The sequence below is a fragment of the Kitasatospora sp. NPDC032121 genome (assembly GCF_055580145.1).
On the sequence record NZ_JBVILX010000001.1, the window covers coordinates 578,205 to 597,786 of the forward strand.

At 75.2% G+C, this 19,582-nt stretch carries 21 protein-coding genes; 8 read left to right on the forward strand and 13 right to left on the reverse strand.

Translation table 11 applies throughout. The features are described from left to right. The first annotated feature begins 164 nt into the window (after positions 1 to 164). Together treY and treZ are read left to right on the forward strand one after the other, a co-directional pair. Positions 165 to 2,600 (forward strand): malto-oligosyltrehalose synthase, encoded by a 2,436-nt coding sequence (treY, locus tag ACZ5OX_RS02650; RefSeq protein WP_465628373.1) that lies wholly within the window; start codon positions 165 to 167, stop codon positions 2,598 to 2,600. Beyond that, entirely contained in the window at positions 2,600 to 4,333 is a 1,734-nt protein-coding gene (gene treZ, locus ACZ5OX_RS02655) for a malto-oligosyltrehalose trehalohydrolase (protein WP_465628880.1), read from the forward strand. The genes treY and treZ overlap by 1 nt, the downstream gene beginning before the upstream one ends. A 37-nt stretch (positions 4,334 to 4,370) precedes the next feature. Here treZ and ACZ5OX_RS02660 read toward each other — a convergent pair whose 3' ends face one another. Both ACZ5OX_RS02660 and ACZ5OX_RS02665 read right to left on the reverse strand, forming a co-directional pair. Next, complete coding sequence (locus tag ACZ5OX_RS02660) at positions 4,371 to 5,264, reverse strand: transketolase family protein (RefSeq protein WP_465628375.1); 894 nt, start codon at positions 5,262 to 5,264, stop codon at positions 4,371 to 4,373. Positions 5,265 to 5,364: 100 nt separating this feature from the next. Further along, positions 5,365 to 6,078, reverse strand: coding sequence for a thiamine pyrophosphate-dependent enzyme (locus tag ACZ5OX_RS02665; protein ID WP_465628377.1), 714 nt, complete (start codon positions 6,076 to 6,078; stop codon positions 5,365 to 5,367). A gap of 57 nt (positions 6,079 to 6,135) precedes the next feature. Between ACZ5OX_RS02665 and soxR the strand changes: the two genes are divergently transcribed. After that, on the forward strand, positions 6,136 to 6,705 hold the full coding sequence (soxR, locus tag ACZ5OX_RS02670; protein WP_465628379.1) for a redox-sensitive transcriptional activator SoxR: 570 nt from the start codon (positions 6,136 to 6,138) through the stop codon (positions 6,703 to 6,705). Positions 6,706 to 6,961: 256 nt separating this feature from the next. Here the strand turns inward: soxR and ACZ5OX_RS02675 are convergent, their stop codons facing one another. The 4 genes from ACZ5OX_RS02675 to ACZ5OX_RS02690 form a co-directional block, all read right to left on the reverse strand. After that, a complete protein-coding gene (locus tag ACZ5OX_RS02675) occupies positions 6,962 to 7,495 on the reverse strand; it encodes a GNAT family N-acetyltransferase (RefSeq protein ID WP_465628381.1) in 534 nt (177 codons plus the stop codon). Positions 7,496 to 7,666: 171 nt separating this feature from the next. Continuing rightward, entirely contained in the window at positions 7,667 to 8,287 is a 621-nt protein-coding gene (locus ACZ5OX_RS02680) for a formylglycine-generating enzyme family protein (RefSeq protein ID WP_465628383.1), read from the reverse strand. Further along, positions 8,284 to 8,856, reverse strand: a complete 573-nt coding sequence (locus ACZ5OX_RS02685; RefSeq protein WP_465628385.1) for a GNAT family N-acetyltransferase — start codon at positions 8,854 to 8,856, stop codon at positions 8,284 to 8,286. The genes ACZ5OX_RS02680 and ACZ5OX_RS02685 overlap by 4 nt, the downstream gene beginning before the upstream one ends. Positions 8,857 to 8,920: 64 nt before the next feature. After that, positions 8,921 to 9,361 carry a hypothetical protein gene (locus ACZ5OX_RS02690; RefSeq protein ID WP_465628387.1) on the reverse strand — a complete coding sequence of 147 codons (441 nt, stop codon included), beginning with the start codon at positions 9,359 to 9,361 and terminating at the stop codon, positions 8,921 to 8,923. 384 nt (positions 9,362 to 9,745) lie between these two features. Between ACZ5OX_RS02690 and ACZ5OX_RS02695 the strand changes: the two genes are divergently transcribed. Next, a complete protein-coding gene (locus ACZ5OX_RS02695; protein WP_465628389.1) occupies positions 9,746 to 10,468 on the forward strand; it encodes a class I SAM-dependent methyltransferase in 723 nt (240 codons plus the stop codon). A 36-nt stretch (positions 10,469 to 10,504) separates the two neighbouring features. After that, positions 10,505 to 11,764: an alpha/beta hydrolase gene (locus ACZ5OX_RS02700; protein ID WP_465628391.1), complete on the forward strand. Its 1,260-nt coding sequence runs from the start codon at positions 10,505 to 10,507 to the stop codon at positions 11,762 to 11,764. A gap of 40 nt (positions 11,765 to 11,804) precedes the next feature. Here ACZ5OX_RS02700 and ACZ5OX_RS02705 read toward each other — a convergent pair whose 3' ends face one another. After that, positions 11,805 to 12,296, reverse strand: a complete 492-nt coding sequence (locus ACZ5OX_RS02705; protein ID WP_465628392.1) for a MarR family transcriptional regulator — start codon at positions 12,294 to 12,296, stop codon at positions 11,805 to 11,807. Between the two features lie 99 nt (positions 12,297 to 12,395). Between ACZ5OX_RS02705 and ACZ5OX_RS02710 the strand changes: the two genes are divergently transcribed. Both ACZ5OX_RS02710 and ACZ5OX_RS02715 read left to right on the forward strand, forming a co-directional pair. Continuing rightward, complete coding sequence (locus ACZ5OX_RS02710) at positions 12,396 to 12,779, forward strand: hypothetical protein (protein WP_465628393.1); 384 nt, start codon at positions 12,396 to 12,398, stop codon at positions 12,777 to 12,779. A gap of 434 nt (positions 12,780 to 13,213) precedes the next feature. Further along, a complete protein-coding gene (locus ACZ5OX_RS02715) occupies positions 13,214 to 13,981 on the forward strand; it encodes a hypothetical protein (RefSeq protein WP_465628395.1) in 768 nt (255 codons plus the stop codon). A gap of 129 nt (positions 13,982 to 14,110) precedes the next feature. Here ACZ5OX_RS02715 and ACZ5OX_RS02720 read toward each other — a convergent pair whose 3' ends face one another. The 3 genes from ACZ5OX_RS02720 to ACZ5OX_RS02730 all read right to left on the reverse strand — a co-directional run bounded on the left by ACZ5OX_RS02720 (position 14,111) and on the right by ACZ5OX_RS02730 (position 16,336). Then, positions 14,111 to 14,668 (reverse strand): hypothetical protein, encoded by a 558-nt coding sequence (locus tag ACZ5OX_RS02720; RefSeq protein ID WP_465628397.1) that lies wholly within the window; start codon positions 14,666 to 14,668, stop codon positions 14,111 to 14,113. A 139-nt stretch (positions 14,669 to 14,807) separates the two neighbouring features. Then, positions 14,808 to 15,368 (reverse strand): GNAT family N-acetyltransferase, encoded by a 561-nt coding sequence (locus ACZ5OX_RS02725; RefSeq protein ID WP_465628398.1) that lies wholly within the window; start codon positions 15,366 to 15,368, stop codon positions 14,808 to 14,810. Next, positions 15,365 to 16,336 (reverse strand): LysR family transcriptional regulator, encoded by a 972-nt coding sequence (locus tag ACZ5OX_RS02730; RefSeq protein ID WP_465628400.1) that lies wholly within the window; start codon positions 16,334 to 16,336, stop codon positions 15,365 to 15,367. Before ACZ5OX_RS02730 ends, ACZ5OX_RS02725 begins: the two co-directional genes overlap by 4 nt. Before the next feature lie 70 nt (positions 16,337 to 16,406). On the opposite strand from ACZ5OX_RS02730, the gene ACZ5OX_RS02735 reads away from it, so the two are divergent. After that, complete coding sequence (locus ACZ5OX_RS02735) at positions 16,407 to 17,138, forward strand: CTP synthase C-terminal region-related (seleno)protein (protein ID WP_465628402.1); 732 nt, start codon at positions 16,407 to 16,409, stop codon at positions 17,136 to 17,138. Positions 17,139 to 17,208: 70 nt separating this feature from the next. Here ACZ5OX_RS02735 and ACZ5OX_RS02740 read toward each other — a convergent pair whose 3' ends face one another. The 3 genes from ACZ5OX_RS02740 to ACZ5OX_RS02750 all read right to left on the reverse strand — a co-directional run bounded on the left by ACZ5OX_RS02740 (position 17,209) and on the right by ACZ5OX_RS02750 (position 19,563). Next, the gene (locus tag ACZ5OX_RS02740) at positions 17,209 to 17,763 is read right to left on the reverse strand and encodes a GNAT family N-acetyltransferase (protein WP_465628404.1); all 555 of its coding nucleotides are present in this window, start codon (positions 17,761 to 17,763) and stop codon (positions 17,209 to 17,211) included. Between the two features lie 497 nt (positions 17,764 to 18,260). Next, complete coding sequence (coaE, locus tag ACZ5OX_RS02745; protein ID WP_465628406.1) at positions 18,261 to 18,860, reverse strand: dephospho-CoA kinase; 600 nt, start codon at positions 18,858 to 18,860, stop codon at positions 18,261 to 18,263. A gap of 58 nt (positions 18,861 to 18,918) precedes the next feature. After that, the gene (locus tag ACZ5OX_RS02750) at positions 18,919 to 19,563 is read right to left on the reverse strand and encodes an MBL fold metallo-hydrolase (RefSeq protein WP_465628408.1); all 645 of its coding nucleotides are present in this window, start codon (positions 19,561 to 19,563) and stop codon (positions 18,919 to 18,921) included. Between the last annotated feature and the right edge of the window lie 19 nt (positions 19,564 to 19,582).

The window sequence follows — 19,582 nt, forward strand, 5'->3', positions numbered from 1 at the left end:
GGCGCGCGCAGGCGGTACCCGAAGGCGGTCCTCGAAGCGGGTCCTCGCAGGCGGTGCCCGGCCGTTCCCCGGGAGCGGCGCGGCCCTTCGGACGGCCGGATAGGTCACCTGTTCGGGTCAGCAGCGGGTCTTGGCGGCGCCCTCCCCCGGGTACCTATGGAGCTATGACCCCCGCCGCCGAGCCCGCGCAGCCCCGCCCGGCCGCCGCCGTCCCCTCGTCGTCGTACCGCCTCCAGCTCCAGCCCGGCTTCACCCTCCGCGACGCCACCGCCGCCGTCCCCTACCTGGCCGCCCTCGGCGTCTCCCACCTGCACCTCTCCCCGCTGCTGGAGGCCGTCCCCGGCTCCACCCACGGGTACGACACCGTCGACCACACCCGGATCAGCGAGCAGCTCGGCGGGGAGCCGGCGCTGCGCGAGCTGGCCGCCGCCGCGCACCGCCACGGCCTGCGGCTGATCGCCGACGTGGTGCCCAACCACATGGCCGTGCCCGCCCCCGAGCGGCTCAACCGGCCGCTGTGGCAGGTGCTGCGCGACGGGCCCGACTCGCCGTACGCGCGCTGGTTCGACATCGACTGGACGGCCCAGGCGGGCCCCGTCGACGCCCCCGGGCGCGGGCGGGTGCTGCTGCCGCTGCTCGGCGACCGGCTCGGCGCGGTGCTGGACCAGCTCACCGTGGACGCCGGGGTGCTGCGCTACCACCGGCACGAGCTGCCGCTGCGCCCCGGCACCGAGGAGCTGCCGCTGCCGGAGCTGCTCGCCCGCCAGTGGTACCGGCTGGCCTGGTGGCGGCTGGCCCGCACCGAGCTCAACTACCGGCGCTTCTTCACCGTCAACGAGCTGATCGCGCTGCGCGCCGAGGACCCGGAGGTGTTCGCCGCCACCCACGCCGTCCTCCTCGGGCTGCACGCCGACGGCGTCCTGGACGGCTTCCGGATCGACCACCCGGACGGGCTCGCCGACCCGCGCGGCTACCTGGAGCGCCTGGCGGCGGCCACCGGCGGGGCGTACGTCGTGGTCGAGAAGATCCTCACCGGCGAGGAGCGGCTCCCCGCGGACTGGCCGGTGGCCGGCACCACCGGCTACGACGCGCTGCGCCGGATCGACGGCGTGCTCATCGACCACGCGGGTGCCTGCCGCCTCGCCGGGGCGTACGAGTCCTTCCTGCACGGCGGGCCGGTCCGAGACCTCTGTGCCGACCCGCACCCCGCGATCGCCGAGGCCCGGCGCGGGCGCGCCGACATGGCCGGGCCGGACGGCGAGCTCGCCGCCGAGGTCGAGCGGCTGGTGCGGATCGCGCTGCGGATCGGCGCGGCCGAGCCCGCGCACGCCGACCACGCGCCCAGGCAGCTGCGCGCGGCGCTCGGCCGGCTGCTCACCGGCTACCCGGCGTACCGGCCGTACGCCCGGCCCGGCGAGGCGCCGTCGACGGCGTCGGTGGAGCAGCTGCGGGCGGCCCTGGACGGCTCCGCCGACCCGACCGACCGGCTGGTGGCCGCGCTCGCGCTCGGCGAGCTGGGCCGCGGCGCCGACAAGGACGAGTTCTGCGCGCGCTTCGCCCAGACCGCCGCCGCGGTGGCCGCCAAGGGCGTCGAGGACACCGCCTTCTACCGCTGGAACGCCCTGCCGGGCCTCAACGAGGTCGGCGGCGAGCCCGCCCGGCCCGGGCTGCACCCGGCGGAGTTCCACGACTGGTGCCGCTACCTGGAGGGCACCTGGCCGCACAGCATGACGGCGCTCTCCACCCACGACACCAAGCGCAGCGCCGACGCCCGGGCCCGCCTCGCCGTGCTCGCCGAGCGGCCGGACGCCTGGGCCGCCGAGGCCGCCGCGTGGTCCACCGCCGCGGGCCCCGGCTTCGACCGGGACGCCGACTGGCTGCTCTGGCACACCCTGGTCGCCGCCTGGCCGATCGACCCGGACCGGCTGGTCGCCGCCCTGCTCAAGGCCGCCCGGGAGGCCAAGCTGCACACCTCCTGGACCAGCCCCGACCCCGGCTACGAGCGGGCCCTGGAGCAGCGCGCCCGCTCCGTCCACGGCAACCCCGGGCTGCTGCCCAGGATCGAGGGCGCCGTGCACGCCCTCGCCCCGTACGCCCGCGCCAACACCCTCGCCGCCGCGCTGCTGCACCTCACCGTGCCGGGCGTGCCGGACCTCTACCAGGGCAGCGAGGAGCCGCTGTACACCCTGGTGGACCCGGACAACCGGGGCGTGGTGGACTTCGGGGCGCTCGCCGTGCGGCTGACCGACGCGGCCGCGCCGCGCCCCGGCGACCTCGCCCGGGAGAAGCTGCACCTCACCGCCACCGCGCTGCACCTGCGCCGCTCCCACCCGCTCGGCCCGTACCGGCCGCTGCACGCCGTGGGCCTCGCCGGTGACCACCTGCTGGCCTTCGCCCGGGGCGAGGACGTGGTCACCGCCGTCACCCGGCTGCCGTACGGGCTGGAGCGGGCGGGCGGCTGGCGCGACACCGTGCTGGAACTGCCGGCGGGCGGGCCGTGGACGGACGAGCTGACCGGGCGGAGCTTCCCGGCGGGCGCGGTGCCGGTGGCCGAGCTGCTGGCGGCCCTGCCGGTGGCGCTGCTGACGAGGAGGGGATGATGCCGGCCTACGAGGTGTGGGCGCCCCACGCGGCCGACCGCGTGCGGGTCGAAGTCAACGGCTTCGCCTACGAGTTGGCCCGCTGCCCGGACCGGGACGGCTGGTGGTCCGGCGAGGCTCCGGCGGGCGACTACGCCTTCCGGCTCGACGACGGCCCGCCGCTGCCCGACCCGCGCTCGGCCCGGCAGCCGCACGGGCCGGACGGGCCGAGCCGCGCGGTGGACCACGCCGCGTTCCGCTGGTCGCAGGAGGGCCGGCGCGGCCGGCCGCTGCCCGGCGCGGTGCTGTACGAACTGCACGTGGGCACCTTCACCGCCCGCGGCACCTTCGACGCCGCCGCCGAACGTCTGGACCACCTGGTCGAGTTGGGCGTGGACTTCGTCGAGCTGATGCCGGTCTGCCCGTTCCCCGGCAAGCACGGCTGGGGCTACGACGGGGTCTCGCCCTGGGCCGTCCACGAGCCCTACGGCGGCCCCGACGGGCTCAAGCGCTTCGTGGACGCCGCCCATCGCAGGAGCCTCGGGGTGGTGCTGGACGTCGTCCACAACCACCTCGGCCCCTCCGGCAACCACCTGCCCGCGTACGGCCCGTACTTCACCGACCGGCACCACACCCCGTGGGGCTCGGCGGTCAACCTGGACGCGCCCGGCTCGGACGAGGTGCGCGCCTACCTGATCGGCAGCGCGCTGGCCTGGCTGCGCGACTACCGGATCGACGGGCTGCGGCTGGACGCCGTGCACGCCCTCGTGGACCACCGGGCGGTCCACTTCCTGGAGGAACTCTCCAGCAAAGTACGGAAGTTGGCCGTCGCAACCAACCGGCCGCTGTTCCTGATCGCCGAGTCCGACCGCAACTCCCCGGCCACCACCGCCCCGCCCGAGGCCGGCGGGCAGGGCCTCACCGCCCAGTGGAGCGACGACTTCCACCACGCCCTGCACTGCGCGCTCACCGGCGAATCCCACGGCTACTACCGGGACTTCGCGCGCGCGCCGCTCGCCGCCCTCGCCAAGGCGCTCACCCGGGGGTTCTTCCACGACGGCACCTGGTCCTCCTTCCGCGGCCGCACCCACGGGCGCCCGTTCGCCCCGCTCGGCGACGGACACCGACTGCTCGGCTACCTCCAGACCCACGACCAGGTCGGCAACCGGGCGCTCGGGGACCGCGTCTCCACCAGCCTCTCCCCCGGCCGGCTCGCCTGCGGCGCGGCACTGGTGCTCACCTCGCCGTTCACCCCGATGCTCTTCATGGGCGAGGAGTGGGGAGCCACCACCCCCTGGCAGTACTTCACCGACCACACCGACCCGGACCTCGCCGAGGCCGTCCGGCAGGGCCGGCGGCGGGAGTTCGCCGAGCACGGCTGGGCCGCCGAGGCCGTCCCCGACCCGCAGGAACCCGCCACCGTACTGCGCTCGGTCCTCGACTGGACCGAGCCCCGGCGCGCCCCGCACACCGAACTGCTGGCCTGGTACCGGACGTTGATCCGGCTGCGGCGCGAGCGCCCGGAACTGTCCGACCCGGACCTCGGCGCGGTGCGGGTGACGCACGACGAGGCGGCGGGCCTGCTGGTGGTGCACCGGGGGCCGTACCGGATCGCCGTCAACCTCGGGCCGGGCGAGGCCGCGCCGGCGCTGGGGGCCACCGGGCGCGAGGTGGTGGCGGCCTTCGGGGCGGCGGCGCTGGAGGGGCCGGCGGTGCGGCTGGCGGCGGACGCGGTGGCGATCGTCGCCGTCTGAGCGTCCACCTCCGGCAGGAACCCGCCGTGGGAGTCGCCTACCAGAGGAAGGTGCCGATCCGCTCCCGCAGCGACGGGGCGTCCAGGCCGTAGGCGGCCAGGTGCTCCTCGATCGAGCCGTAGTGCCGGTGCTCCTCGCGCGGCACGCCCAGGCCCAGCACCCGGTGCGGGCGGTCGGCGAGCGCCGCGTGCGCCTCGCCGGCGGAGGTGCCCGCCAGGTACGGCTCGACCAGCACCACATCGGCCCGCTCGCCGAGCGCCGCCCGCAGTCCGGCGGCGTCGAAGGGTCGCACCGTCGCCGCGTACAGCACGGAGACGTCCAGGCCCTCGGTGGCCGCGAGCACCGCGTCCAGCATCGGCCCGACGGCGAGCACCGCGCCGCGCGAGCCCGTCCGGACGGTGGTGAAGCGGCCCGGTTCGACCGGCAGCGGGGCCGCGTTCTGCTGCACCGACAGCCGGACGTACACGTTGCGGTCGCCGTCCGCGTAGGCGTGGCGCAGCAGTTGCTCGGCCTCGTCCGGGTGGCCGGGGACGTGGACCGTCCAGCCCGGCAGGGTGTCCAGCAGGGCGACGTCCCCCGGGGACATGTGGGTGCGGCCGCCGGCCGGCCAGTCGTACGAGCCCGCCGCGCTCACCAGCACGGCGCCGACGCCCTGGTGGACGAGGTCCAGCTTGACCTGTTCGAAGGGCCGCTCGATCAGGAAGCTGGCGAAGGTGTGGGCGATCGGCCGCATCCCGGTGAGCGCCAGGCCGCCCGCCGCGCCGATCAGGAGCTGCTCGCGGATGCCCACGTTGACCACCCGGTCGGGGTGGATCTCCTGGGCCGGGGCGAAGGCGGCCGCGGTGATGTCGGCGAGCACCAGGGCCAGCCGGGGGTCCTCGTCCAGCAGGCGGGTGGTCACGGCCACGAAGCGGTCGCGCATGGTGTCCATCGGTGAAGATCCTTTCGTCGCCGGGAGGTCGGCGGGGCTCGGCGTGTTCAGGAGTCGTGGGTGCTCAGGAGTACGTGGGTGCTCAGGAGTACGTGGGTGCTCAGGAGTACTTGGGCTCGACCCGGGCGACCACCACGTGCGGGCGGCCCGGGTGCTCGGCGGTGTAGGCGCGGTACAGCGCCTCGTGATCGCGGCCGTCCACCGTCGCGGTCGACCAGCCCTCGGCCGCGAACCGCTGGGCGATGCCGCCCTGCCAGCCGTGGGTGGCGGAGGAGTTGTCGATCACCACCACGTGCAGCCGCTCCAGCCCGTAGGCCCCGGCGAAGGCCACCGCCTCGGCGTTGGAGCCCTCGTCGAACTCCGCGTCGCCGACCAGCACCCAGACCGCAGGGTCGGTCAGGCCCTGGGCCCGCAGCCCGAGCGCGGTGCCGACGGCCAGCGGCAGGCCGTGGCCGAGCGACCCGGAGGCGATCTCCACGCCGGGGACCAGCATGCGGTCCGGGTGGTGGCCGAGCGGCGAGTCGTAGCCGCCGAAGCTCGGCAGCACCTGCGGGTCGAGGAAGCCCTTGGCCGCCAGCACGGCGTAGTACGCCATCGGGCCGTGGCCCTTGGAGAGCAGGAAGCGGTCGCGGTCCTGCGCGTCGGCGGTCTCCGGGGCCACCCGCAGCACCCGGTCGTAGAGCACCCAGAGCGCGTCCAGGGTGGAGGTGGCGGCGGGGCCGTGCTTCTCGTCGCCGGTCATCAGGCTCATCAGGGCGGGCAGGTCCTCGAAACGGGTGCCGGTCCCGGCCTCGGCCGTCGGGTTCGTCGTCATGCCCCCGATCGTGCAACTTAAAGCCGACTTGAGGTCAAATGGCTAGAGTGGGTCCCCGTGACCGCCCGCCACGAAGACCGCCCCGAAGCCCGGCCCGAAGCCCGCCACGCCCCCGGCCCGCACCACAGCGACCTGCTCACCATCGGCCAACTCGCCCGGCGCAGCGGCCTCGCCCCCTCCGCGCTGCGCTACTACGAGAGCCTCGGCCTGATCCACGCCACCCGCACCACCGGCGGCCAGCGCCGCTACACCCGCGGCACGCTGCGCCGGATCGCCTTCGTCCGCGCCGCCCAGCGGGTCGGCCTCTCGCTGGACGAGGCGAAGGTCGCCCTCGACCGCCTCCCCGACCGCCCGGCCCCCAGCCGCACCGAGTGGGACCGGGTGGCCGAGTCCTGGCAGAGCCGGATCGACGAGCAGATCGCCGAACTGCGGCGGCTCAAGGAGAAGCTCTCCGGCTGCATCGGCTGCGGGTGCCTCTCGCTGTCGCGCTGCGCCCTCTACAACGCCGCCGACCGCGCGGGCGAGGCCGGGCCCGGCGCCCGCTACCTGCTCACCCGCGACCCGTCCACCCCGGAGCCGGTCGCCACGGACGCCGACGCCTGCGGCAGCCGCCGGGACGGGGGCTGAGAACCGACGCCGCGGAACGGCGCCGCGTTCACCGCCCGGGCCGGCCCGCACCTGCTCGGCCACCTGCCGGACGCCTACGGACGCCGCGTCGAGTCCCGCCTGCCGAGGGCGTACACCCTGCTCCACGTGCACGGCAACCTGCCGTGGCACCTGCGGGAGTCGAAGCCCTCGGCGCGGACGCCGGACGCCCTCGCCGAGGAGTGGTTCGGCGTCCAGGTCCGCTACGTCCAGGTCCGCCGGAGCCTGTCGGGGCCGGTCAGGGCCGCGGGTCGGTGCGCAGCAGGCTGTACCGCACGACGTCGCGCCACTCGCCGCCGCGGAAGGTCACCGCGCGCTGCACGCCCTCCCGGGTGAAGCCGAGCTTCTCCAGGACGCGCTGCTCGGCCAGGTTGCCGGCCTCCGTGTCCGCCTCCAGCCGCATCACCGGCGAGTGCGCGAACAGGTAGTCCACCAGCAGCCGTTGGGCCCGGGTGCCGATCCCGCGCCCGCGCACCTGGGGCCGCAGCTGCACGCCGATGCTCCAGTACGGGGCGGACGGCCGCACCCCGCTGCGGTTGGCGGCGACGAAGCCGCCGAACCCGCCCCCGACGACGACCGCCAGCATCCACTGCCGGTCGTCCAGCAGCCCGCCCTCCAGCCACTGGCGGCGGAACCGCTGCGGGTCCCGCCAGCCGTACCACTGGAACTCACCCAGGGCTTCCGGGTCGTTCACCATCTCCTCGATCACGGTCAGGTCGGCCTCGGCGATCGGGCGCAGGGACACCGGCTCATCGGATCTCTCGTCACTCATGCAGGCGCCAACGCGGGTCCGTTCGTGACGGTTCCTCGATTCCGCGAGAAATTCCGGACGGATGTCCGAGGGCCCGCGACTCACCGCGCCGGAGGGACGTCCACCGCGCCCGGCCCGGCCTTCACCGCGCCCGCCTTCACCGCGCCCGACCCGTCCTTCACCGGCCCGCCTTCACCCGGCGATCGAGCGCGCGAGCCGGAATCCCACGTCGTCGATCCGCAGGGTCGGGTGGCTGCGGCGGCGGACGGAGGCGCGGCAGCTCCAGTGCTCGTCGAACCAGCCGCCGCCGCGCAGCACGCGGTAACTGCCGTACACCTCGGGGTCGTAGTGGTCCCAGCACCACTCCCAGACGTTGCCGAGCAGGTCGTACAGCCCGTAGGCGTTCGGGCGCAGCCCGCCCACCTCGTGCGCCCGCTCACCCGAGTTGCCGCGGTGCCAGGCGATCTCGTCCAGCGGGCCGTAGCGCGGGCCGTCCGTGCCGGCGCGGCAGGCGTGCTCCCACTCGGCCTCGGTGGGCAGCCGGTAGCCGTCGGCGGCGCGGTCCCAGGAGACCTCCTCGCCGTCCACCGCGTAGGCGGGTACGAGGCCTTCACGGCGGGAGAGTTCGTTGCAGTGGCGGACGGCGTCGAGCCAGGAGACGCTGTGCGCGGGGCGGTGGTCGCCGGTCGCGCCCTCGTACTGCTCGCGGGTCACGGGGCAGGCCGCCAGCCGGTACGAGGCCACCTCGACGGCCCAACTGCGTTGGGTGCGACGGTCGGAGAGGGTGACCCGGCCGGCCGGGACGGTGATCATCCGCCGGCCCCGGGCCGTTCCGGCCGGGGGTGGTTCCCGTCCGGCTTCCAGTCCCGGTCCAGCAGCCCGAGCACCACCTGGTCCACGAACTCGCCCATCACCCAGACCGCGGAGCGCAGCACGCCCTCGCGGACGAAGCCGTTGCGCTCGGCGGAGCGCAGCATCCCGGCGTTGTCCGCCAGCGTCTCGATCTGCAGCCGGTGCAGGCCGCGCACGACGAAGCCGTAGTGGCAGAGCACCGCGACCACGTCGGTGCCGTAGCCCTTGCCGCGGCAGGAGGGCAGCATGCCGAGGCCGATGTGCGCGGACCGGTGGTGGGTGTCGATGCCCCACAGCGTCGCGGTGCCGACCAGCGCGCCGCCGTCCAACTCCACGACGGAGAAGGGCACGTGGGTCGGCACGGTGTCGTCCACCACGAGCCGGCGGTCCGTCGAGCCGGGCGAGACCGGCCGCCACGGGGCGCCCTCGGACCGCGCGGAGGTGACCACGTCGTCGAAGAGTTCGGTCCGCAGGACCGGGATGTCTTCCTCGTGCCGGGCCCTGAGCCCGACCTTGCTTCCCCTGAGCATGCGAGTTTCCTATCCGACCGGGCCGTGGGACGGCAATCCGATGATCCTCTCGAAGGTCCGTCGCTCAGGCCATCGCGAGGCCGCCGATGTACCCCCAGCCGGCCACCGTGATCGCCGTGGCCGCCCAGGCGACCGCGACCGCCCGCCGGCCGCTCTCGCGGCCCTTGGCCCGCTGGAAGCCGGCGATCAGTGCGGCGATCGCGGTGACCGGCAGGGCGAGGAAGGCGAGGTAGAACAGGCGGGCCCAGCCCGGCGCGAACACCGCGAACCAGAGGCCGAGGACCCCCGGCGGAGCCGACACCGCCGCGACCGTCATCCCGGCGGCCGCGCAGGCGATCCGGAAACGGTCCCGGCGGCGGAAGAACGACGGCACGGCACAGACCGCGACGCACAACAGCGCGGGCAGGTAGAACACCAGCGCCGACGTCCCGCGGCCCGCCGTCATGGCGATCATCGGCAGCAGGAACGCCACGATCCCCAGCCCGGTCAGCCACCGGGCACTCATCGGCACCGCCACCATGCTTCCCCCCGTGCACACCGGACCGTTCGAATGCGCGCGAACCTAGCACACGGGCGGCGCGGGCCGTCACGGTCCCACCAGGTTCTCATCGCCGTCATGTCCGGCCCCGGCGTGCCGTTTTGACCGGCTCCGCGCACCCTTCGGCCCTTCACCCGGAAGTTCCCGGAGGAATTTCCGGAACGCTCCCCCGGGCGCCTCTCCCCGCCCCGCGGAAACGGCCCTTCCCGGCTCCTGGCGGGGGCGCCGCCGCCCGCCGGCCCCGGGCCCGGCCCCTCGTCCCGACCTGGCCGTCGACAGGCCCAACAGGCCTCCGTACAGCGGTCATCGCGCTCCGCGCACCCGTCCGGCGAGCCGCCTAGGCTCGGCCGCATGAACCGTACGATCCGCACCACCGAAGACGTCCTCGCCCTCCTCGACAGCCTCTTCCCGCCGGCCGAACCGTTCTGGGACCGGTTCTACGCGGACCGGTCCGCCGGGCGCCCGTTCTTCGCTCCCAAGCCGGACGAGAACCTGGCCCACTACCTCGACCGCGGCCTGCTCGCCCCCGGCCGGGCGCTCGACCTCGGCTGCGGCAACGGCCGCAACGCGATCCACCTGGCCACCCTCGGCTTCGAGGTGGACGCCGTCGACCTCTCCGCCACCGCCATCGCCTGGGCCGAGGAGCGCGCCGGCGAGGCGGGCGGCCTCGACACGGACACCGGCCCGAGGTTCCACCGGGCGAGCATCTTCGAGGCCGAACTCCCGCACGCCCGCTACGACCTGGTCTACGACTCCGGCTGCCTGCACCACCTCCCGCCGCACCGCCGGGTCAGCTACCTGGCCCTGCTGGACCGGGTCCTGGCGCCGGGCGGGCACTTCGCCGTCACCGCCTTCGCGGCCGGCGCGATGGGGTCCGAGCGGCCCGACGAGGAGCTCTACCGGCTCGGCGCGCTGGAGGGCGGCCTGGCCTACTCGCCGGACGAACTCCGCTCGCTGTTCCGCGGGTTCACCCCGCTGGAGATCCGCCCGATGGCCGCCCAGGGGCCCGACTCGGCGCTGTTCGGCGTGCCCTTCCTCCTCACAGCGCTCTTCCAGCGAACCGTCAGCCTCTAACCGGCCTCTCATCCGCCGCGCCTAGCCTCCGGCCGCATGAACGTCTCCCTGCTCGACGGCTGGTTCCCGTGGACGGTCCAGGCCACGGCCCTCGCGCTGCTCCTGGTCACCGCGAGCCGGCGGGACCTGCCGTGGCTGCGCAGGCGGGGGCCGCTCGCGCTCGGGACGGCGTCGACCCTCACCGCGGTCGCCGCCTTCGCCGTGCCGGCGCTGAGCGGGATCACCGACCCGATCCCGCTCGGGGTGTGGCTGTGGGGCGGGGTGGCCGTCGCGGCGCTGTGCGTGCTCGGGTTCGGCTGGCGCGGCGCGCGGTGGTGGCGGCGGGCGCTGGTGGCGCCGACCGTGCTGCTGGCGCTGTTCTCCGCGGCGAACAGCCTGAACATCGCCACCGGCTACTACCCGACCCTGAGCGACGCGATCGGCGAGCTCGGCGGGCAGCCGCTACCGGACCAGATCACCCTGGCCGAGCTCGGGTCGATCCACGGCAGGAGCGGCACCGGCCGCATCGTCCAGGTCGACATACCGGACACCGCCAGCGGCTTCGCCCACCGCCAGGAGCTGGTCTACCTGCCGCCCGCCTGGTTCCGCAGCCGGTCCCGGCCCAAGCTGCCGGTGCTGGAGATGATCGGCGGCGAGTTCGCGGCGCCGGACAACTGGATCCGCTCCGGCGACGCCGTCAAGACCGCCGACGCCTTCGCCGCCAAGCACAACGGCTTCGCGCCGATCCTGGTCTTCGTGGACGCCACCGGCGGCTTCCGGGTGGACACCGAGTGCGTCGACGGCCCGCACGGCCACGCCGAGAGCCACCTGCTGAGGGACGTCCCGCCGTTCGTCCAGAAAACCTTCAACGCCGCCACCGACCCGCACAAGTGGGGCGTGGCCGGCTGGTCGATGGGCGGCACCTGCGCTTTCGACCTCACCGTCGAGCACCCGGACGTCTTCACCCACTTCGGCGACTTCTCCGGTGACAAGGCCCCCTACATCGGCGACCGGGACCACACCGTCCAGGAGCTGTACGGCGGCGACGCGGCGGCCTGGGCCGCCCACGACCCGCTGACCGTGCTCGCCCAACACCCCCGCTACCAGGGCGTGTCCGGCTACTTCGCCCAGGGCGACGAGGAGCACGGCCAGATCGAGTCCGCCAGGGCCCTGGACGCGGCGGCCAGGAAGGACGGCATCAGGACGGTGAACGTGGTCGGCTCCGGCAAGCACACCTGGCAGACCGGTTCCGCCTCCTTCGCCCGGGCCCTTCCCTGGCTCGCCCAGCAGCTCGGCGTCCCCGGCGCCCGCGGGTAGCGTCCCGCGCCCCGGCCGCCGTACCGCGCCACCCCGACCGTCAGTCCCGCTCCCGCCCCACCGCCGCCTCGTACGCCAGCAACGTGTCCACCACCAGGCGTCGCTGGGCCGCGCCGAGCGGCCCGAGGGCCGTGCGCCAGGCGGCGGCCCCGGGGGCGAGCCAGGCCTCGATGGCGGGCAGCCGGTCGGGGGTGATCGCGACGATGCGCCGCCGCCGGTCTGCCTCGTCCTCCCGCCGCTCGAGGACGCCCTGCCGGCTGAGGTCCCCGACCATCAGGCTGACCGTGGTGGGGGCGACCTCCAGCCGGGCGGCGAGCTCGTTGACGCCCATCGGCCCGTCCAGCAGCAGGCAGGCAAGCAGGGACAGGTGCCGGGGCGCCAGCGCGAGGCCGCGCAGCGCTTCGGGGACGGGGATCCGTTTGGCCCGCCCGACCAGCCGGGGCATCAGCAGCAGCATCGACCGCACGGCGTCGTCGAGCCCCTCCCCGCCCGCCGCTCCCGCGTTCCGCGGTTCTCCCCCGGGCGTTGACATCGCCCACCTCTCCCCAACTATCTTTGATATCAAAGCTGTTTTACGTGCAAAGCGAACCCGTCAGCCCATGGTACGAACCGAGCCGAACGGAACTCCACCATGCCGCACCTGAGCCTGCACATCCGCGAGGAGTCCCTCACCCCCGACGTCGAGCCGACGCTCATCTCCGGCCTCACCGACGCCGTCACCTCGGTCTTCGGCGAGCAGTTCCGCCCCCGGGTCGCGGTCGAGCTGGTCGGGGTCCCGCAGCGCCGCCGGGGCATCGGCGGGGTGCCGACCGACGAGGCCGCCCCCGTGGTCACACTGAGCATGCGGGAGGCGGCGTACCACCTGCCGCAGTTCCCGGACGCGCCCGCCCGGTTGGTCGCGGCGGCGGCCGGGGCGATCGCCGCCGTGTTCGGCGAGGCCGTCGGCCGACAGACCGTGGTCACCCTCGACGGCGTTCCGGCGGGCCGCTCCGGCATCGGCGGCCTGGTCGCCTGACCAGGCCGGACGCGTCCCCGGCCGCCGGCCCCGCGCGGGGGCGATCACGCACCCCGAGGGCCACCCCGCGCCCCGCCCACGGCCCCACCGCATCCGATCACATCGACCACACAGGCCCAATCAGCACCATCGACCACAAAAGGGAATCCGGGCGTCCGGCCCGGAACCCGGCTTTGCGACCGACGGTCCGTTGGCATAGGTTTTCGATCACCGTCGATGCGCATCGGCCCTGACCACCCCTCAATCCCGGGGCGGCGGGCGGGGCGAGGAGCCAGGCGGCCCCAAGCACAGGGGGAGGAGCCGCCATGCCGCACGCCCGTGACCACGGGTCGACCGGGCGGCGAGGACGGACGGACGGCGCCGCGCACCAGCGGCCCACGGCCGGCGCGCGCCCGACCCCGACCAATGCCACCGGACATCCGAGGAACCGTCAGTTGCGCACCACCAGAGTCGTCACCGCCACCGCCGCAGCCCTCGTCTGCCTGGGCGCGCTCAGCGCCTGCGGGCCGGACAACGGCCAGGACGGCGGCACGATCGCCGCCCCGGCCGGGGCCACCACCCCCGCCACCAACCCCACCAAGCCCACCGGAAGCGACAAGGGCATCCCGGACAAGGCCTGGATGGACACCAAGAGCATCCCGATGGACGAGAGTTACCACTACACGCCGCTGGCGGCCAACGCCAAGCAGGTCTCCGGCGTCACCCAGTTCAAGGGCATGGAGCTGTGCCGCGCCGCGGTCGCCAAGGACGACGAGGCGCTGTTCACCGGCACCGCCGCCGCGAAGTCCGAGGTCGGCTTCGGCGGGGACCGCTGGGCGGCCCAGCAGACCCTGCTATTCCACGGTGACCCGACCCACAGCAGCGGCGCCAAGCAGTCCACCAACCTGGCCCAGGCCCGCCTGACGGAGGCCGTCAAGTCCTGCGCCAAGACCGTGCCCGGCGCCACCGTGAAGGTCGACAGCGCCCCGGAGGCGCCCTACTTCGCGGCCGTCCTGACCGTCCCGCAGGCCGACGGCGGCACCGTCACCCTGCACGAGTACGTGGTCAGCGACGGCGGCGTGGTCAGCGAGCTGACCGTCTGGGCCACCACCAAGGCCGGCGCCCAGCCGAAGGACGCCTGGAAGGCGCCCGAGGACAAGTACGTCGGCACCGGCATGGCCGCGCCGATGTGCGAGGCCCTCCCGGGCTGCAACGGGCACTGACCCCCGGCGGGCGCCCACCCGCACGGCACGGAGGAACCGCACGGCACGGAAGGCCGCCCGGCCCGTCCGCCCCCCTGGGGACCGGACGGGCCGGGCGGCCCCTTCACGCCCGCTCCCGGGGAGCCGGGCTCACAGCCCCAGGACGCCGAGGGCGGTGGTCCAGTCGTTCGCGATCGCCGCGCGGGCGTCGTCGAGGCCGACCCGGCCGCCGCAGACCGCGTTCTTGAGCTTGGTCTCGACGGAGTCCTTGCTCTGCGCCGGCTGGCTGCCGTAGCGCGGCTCGGGCCACAGGTTGGCCGGGTCGCGCGGGGCGCCGCCGAGTTCCAGCGGCACGAGGTGGTCCTCCTCGTAGTCCGCCGTGCTGGTGTCCGCGTAGCCGTACGCCGCTATCTGCTGCACCTTCAGCGCGTTGGTGTAGCTGGTCGGCGGGCGAACGGTGGCGGTCCAGCCGGAGACGCAGATGGTCTGCCCGATGGTCGCCTGGGTGACGTCCGGGTTGTACGCACCGGGGGTGCAGTACGGGTCGGGCAGCGGCAGGTACGCCTGCGAGCAGCTCGCCGCGAGCGCACGGGACCCGACGGTGGCCGCCGGGGCCGGGGCGGCGGCCCGCGCGGTGCCGGCGGCGAGCCCGGCGGCGGCGAGGGCAGCCGTCGAGGCGACGACGGTGAGACGGTGACGGAGCATCATGGGGGAAGCACTCCTGGGCCGGCCCGGCCCTTCGCCGGGCGACTGTGCTCATGACAGCACCTCGCGGCCGACCACCGTCAGGCCCGGGGCGTGAACGCCTGGTGCCCGAGTCTCCACAACCGACCGCCTCCGCCCCCGGTCAGCCCCGGAGCACCGCCAGCTCGACCTCCCGGCCGGCCCCGTCGCCGGGCACCGGCAGCGACACGCCGGAGGGCTCGAAGCCGGCCTTGCGGTACATCGCCTCGGCCCGCGGGTTGTCCTCGTGGACGAACAGCCGCACCCGCTCGATCCTGGGCTCGGTGAGCGACCACGCCCAGTCCTGGACGGCCCGGATCAGGTCCCGCGCCAGCCCGGTGCCGCGCGCCTGAGGCCGGACGTAGACCCCGACCACGTGCACCTGGTCGACCTCGATGACGTCGCCTTCCAGGGCCCCGTCCCCGCCGACCCGCTCGACCACCCCGGTCATGGAGCCGAGCAGGCGCCCGTCCTGGGTCTGCGCGACGAACTGCGCCACGTCCGGGCTGGTCGCGGCCCGGGTCGTGCGGTCCTGCCAGAACTCGTCGGGCCTGGTGACGGCCAGCTCGTACGTCTCCAGGAAGGCCACGGCCGCGACCGGGTCCTGCAGCGCTTCCAGGCGGAGGTCCCTGAGCGACTGCCACTCCTCGGCCCGCACCCGTCTGATGATGATTCCGGTACTCATCGCGTGATCATTTCATCGGGGCCAGCACCCCGTGCAACCGAATTCGGCGCCGCCGCCGACCGGTCCCGATCGCCCCGGGATCCCTCCAGCAGACGCACCAGCAGCGCCGCCGGGCCCTCCGGCAGGCTGCCGTGGACGAGTTCGGTGCGGTGCGCCAGCCGGGGCTCCGCGATCGGCGCGGACCCGACCCCGGGCGCCCGCGCGAGCACCGGCTCGGGCAACAGGGTGAGCCCGTGCCCGGCCGCCACCAGCGCGAGCAGTCCGTGCAGGTCGGTGCCCTGGTAGCGGATGGCGGGCCGGAAGCCGTCGACGCCCGCGGCCGCGCGCAGCCGGGCCGCCGTCGGGGTGAGGTCGGGCGCGTCCAGCCAGCGGGCGGCGGAGAGGTCGGCGAGCGCGAGGCCGCGGTGGCCGGCCAACGGGTGGCCGACGGGCAGGGCGACGGCGACCGGCCGCTCGGCCACCGCGACGGTGCGCAGCGGGCCGACGTCGGGCAGCGCCAGCGGGTCGCTGGGCGCGGCCAGTCCGTCGATCAGGGCGAGGTCGACCTCTCCGGTGGCGACCTGGGCGGGCAGCGCGTCCTGGGCGAGCACTCGGACCACCGGCTCCACCCCGGGGTAGCTCCGGCGCACCTCGCCGAGCGCGCGGCCCAGGGTCGCCCCGACCGCCAGCGGGGTGGCACCGAGCACCAGCCGGGCGCTCGGTGCGCCCGCCAGGCGCGCGACGTCGGCACGCGCCGCTTCCAGCCGGACCAGCAGCGGCGCGGCGTGCTCCAGCAGCCGCCGCCCGGCGCCGGTCGGCCCGACCGGACGGCGGACCAGCAGCGCCGCCCCGAGGTCCGCCTCCAGCGCGGCGATCTGCTGGGAGACCGCGGACTGGGTGTAGCCGAGCTCCCGCGCGGCCTCCGAGAAGGAGGCCAGGCGGGCGACGGTGACGAAGGTGCGCAGCTGCTGCGGGTCCACGGCGGCCATCAACCGATCTGATCGAAGCTTAAGGAATCATCGTTGGCACTGATCTCGGGTGCGGGGTCAGGATAGCCCCATGACCTACCTGACCCCGCGGGTCGCCCTGGTCGGCGACCGCTCCCCCGCCGTCCGCTCGCACGCCCGGATCCCGGGCCTGCTGGACGCCCTCGCCGAGCACGACCACCTCGTCCTGGACGCCTACTGGATCCCGACAGGGGACGCCGCCGCGCCCGACGCCCTGGCCGGCTTCGACGCGGTCTGGCTGCTGCCCGGCAGTCCGTACCGCAGCGAGGCGGGCGCGCTGGCCGCCGTCCGGACCGCCCGCGAGCGCGGCATCCCCTTCCTCGGCACCTGCGCCGGGTTCCAGCACGCGGTGCTGGAGTACGCCCTGAACGTCTGCGGCCTGACGGACGCCGTCCACGGCGAGGCGCACCCGGACGCCGAGCAGCAGGTGATCGCGCCGCTGGCCTGCTCGCTGGTCGGCCACGAGGGGTCCGTCACGGTCACCCCCGGGAGCCTCGCCGAGCGGGTCCTCGGCGCCACCCGCGTCCTGGAGCGCTACCACTGCGCGTACGGCCTCGACGGCGCCTACCTGGACCGGCTGTCCGCGCACGGCCTGCGGTTCAGCGGCGCGGACGGGTCGGGCGAGGCACGCATCCTGGAGCTGCCCGGCCACCCGTTCTTCCTGGCCTCGCTGTTCCAGCCGGAGCTGTCCGGCGACGGCACCCGGGCGCACCCCATGATCCGCGCCCTGGCCGGCGCCGCCGTGGCCCACGCGGACGCGGGCACCCCGGCCACGACGGCCTGACCCCGGCCCGGAACGGCCGGCCTCCTCGCCGCGCCGGCCCGAGCCGGGCCCGGGGCGGCCCGGGCGCACCTCACATCGGCAGCGAGCGCAGCCGTACCGGGCCCTCCGGCCACCCGGCCCCGGCGGCCAGCGGCGCCCACATGGTGCGCAACGGCATCTCCGCCAGCCGCCCCTCGGGCTGTTCCACCGTCACCCCCCGCACCACCTCCCGGAACCCGAGCCCCCGGTAGAACGCGGCCAGCGGCGGGCGGCAGAACAGCAGCGCGTACCGGTGGCCGAGCGTGCGCGCGTGGTCGAGGGCGGCCCCGACCACGGCCTGCGCGAGGCCGCCGCGCCGCCGGTCGGGGGCGACGCAGACCCCGCCGACGCCCATCACCGTCAGGTCGGTGCCGCCCGCGGTGAGCGGCAGCGGCACCAGCCCGGTGTGGGCGACGAGCCGGCCGTCCGCGGCCCGGATACCGAAGTGGATCTCCTTGGGCCGGAAGGTCAGCCCGGTGTACGCGACGCCGTACGGGTCCTTCCCCGGGCCGAGGACCTCCTCCTGCTCGACGCGGCCGTACTGCGCGAGCCGTTCGACCACCGGCACCCCGGCGGGGGCCGGCTCGGGCGAGAAACGATCATCCATCCCGCCATGCTCCCCTCCCGCCCGGACCTTTCACCAGTCCCTTCCCGGCCACTCGATCCGACGATCGTCCCGGCGCCGCGCCGGTGTGGAAGCGTGCCCCTCGTGCAGCAGCCCACCGACCGGTCGGCCACCCGCGAGTCGGCCGCCGGGCCGTCAGACGCCGGACGGTCGGCCGCCGGTCCGTCGGCCGAGGACCTCGCCGCACCGCTGCCCGGCCCACCGCCGCACCTGCCCCGCCCGGTCCGGGCGGGGCGCCGACCGTCCTGGTGCTGCTGCTCCTCGTCCCGCTCGCCGCCGGCGACCCGGACTTCGGCCCGACCGCCTCACCGGCGACCAGCACGGGCCTGATCGCGATCGGCGTGCTCGCCCTGGCCCTGCGCCGCCGCCACCGGCTGCCGCTCGGCGCCGCCTGGACCCCGGCACCGAACCCGGCCCGTATCCGCAGCGTGTATCCGCGGCGTGTATCCGCAGCCCCGGCCCTCAGCGGAAGCCCGGGCTCAGGCCGCCGCGCGCCGCGCCAGCTCCTCCCAGACCTCGTCCACCCGCGCCTCCAGCTCCGCCAGGCCGGCGCTGTTGTCGATCACCAGGTCGGCGATCGCCAGCCGGTCCTCCCGGGAGGCCTGTGCGGCCATCCGGGCCCGGGCCTCCTCCTCGGCCATCCCGCGCAGCCGCACCAGCCGGTCCACCCGCACCTCGTCGGCCGCGTCCACCACCGCGACCAGGTCGTACAGCGGCGCCAGGCCGTTCTCGGCCAGCAGCGGCACGTCGTGCACCACGACCGCGTCCGGCGCGGCCGCCGCCTCCAGCTCGGCGGCACGGTCCCGCACCAGCGGGTGGACGATCGCGTTGAGCGCCTTCAGCCGCTCCGGGTCGGCGAACACGACCGCCCCGAGCGCGGGACGGTCCAGTGTGCCGTCCTCGCGCAGCACCTGCGGTCCGAACTCGGCGACCACGGCCGCCAGACCGTCCGTCCCGGGGGCGACCACCTCGCGGGCGATCACATCGGAGTCCACGATCACCGCGCCGCGCGCGGCGAACAGCCGGGACACCTCGCTCTTGCCCGCGCCGATGCCACCCGTCAGTCCGATCTTCAGCATGGCGTCAGGCTACCGGCGCGGCTCCGGACCCGTCAGCACGGGCCACCCCGGAGCCCCCTCAGTCCAGCTCAAGGCTCTCGCCCTCCCCCAGCACCGTCAGCTCCGCTCCCGTCCCCGGCCCCTGCGGCCCGACCAGCCGGGTCTGCACGGCGAACCCGATCGGACTGAGCACCGCCTCGTGCACCGGCACCGCCCGGCGCGGACCGGCCTCCCGGACGTAGTCGATCACCTCGGAGGCCTTGCTCCACGGCGCCGCGAGCGGCAGCAGCAGCGTCTCCACGGCGTGCGGCGGCACGGTGAACGCGTCGCCGGGGTGGAACAGCCGGCCGTCGAAGAGGAAGCCGATGTTGTGCACCCGCGGGATGTCCGGGTGGATCACCGCGTGCCACTCGCCGTGCACCGAAACGCCGAGCCCGCCGATCTCGAAGGCGTCGCCCTCGCCGACCACGGTGACCCGCCGCGCCACGCCGTCCAGCTGGGCGGCGACGGCCCGGTTGGTCCACACCCGCAGCGCCGGGTCGGCCTCCAGCGCGGCGCGCAGCCCGGACTCCTCGAAGTGGTCCATGTGCTCGTGGGTGATCAGGACGGCGTCCGCGCCGGCCAGGGCGGCAGCGGAGTCGGTGAACGCCCCGGGATCGACGACGACGGTGGTGTCGCCGTGCTCGACGCGTACGCAGGCATGTCCGAACTTGGTGATTCGCATACCGGGAACCATACAGCAA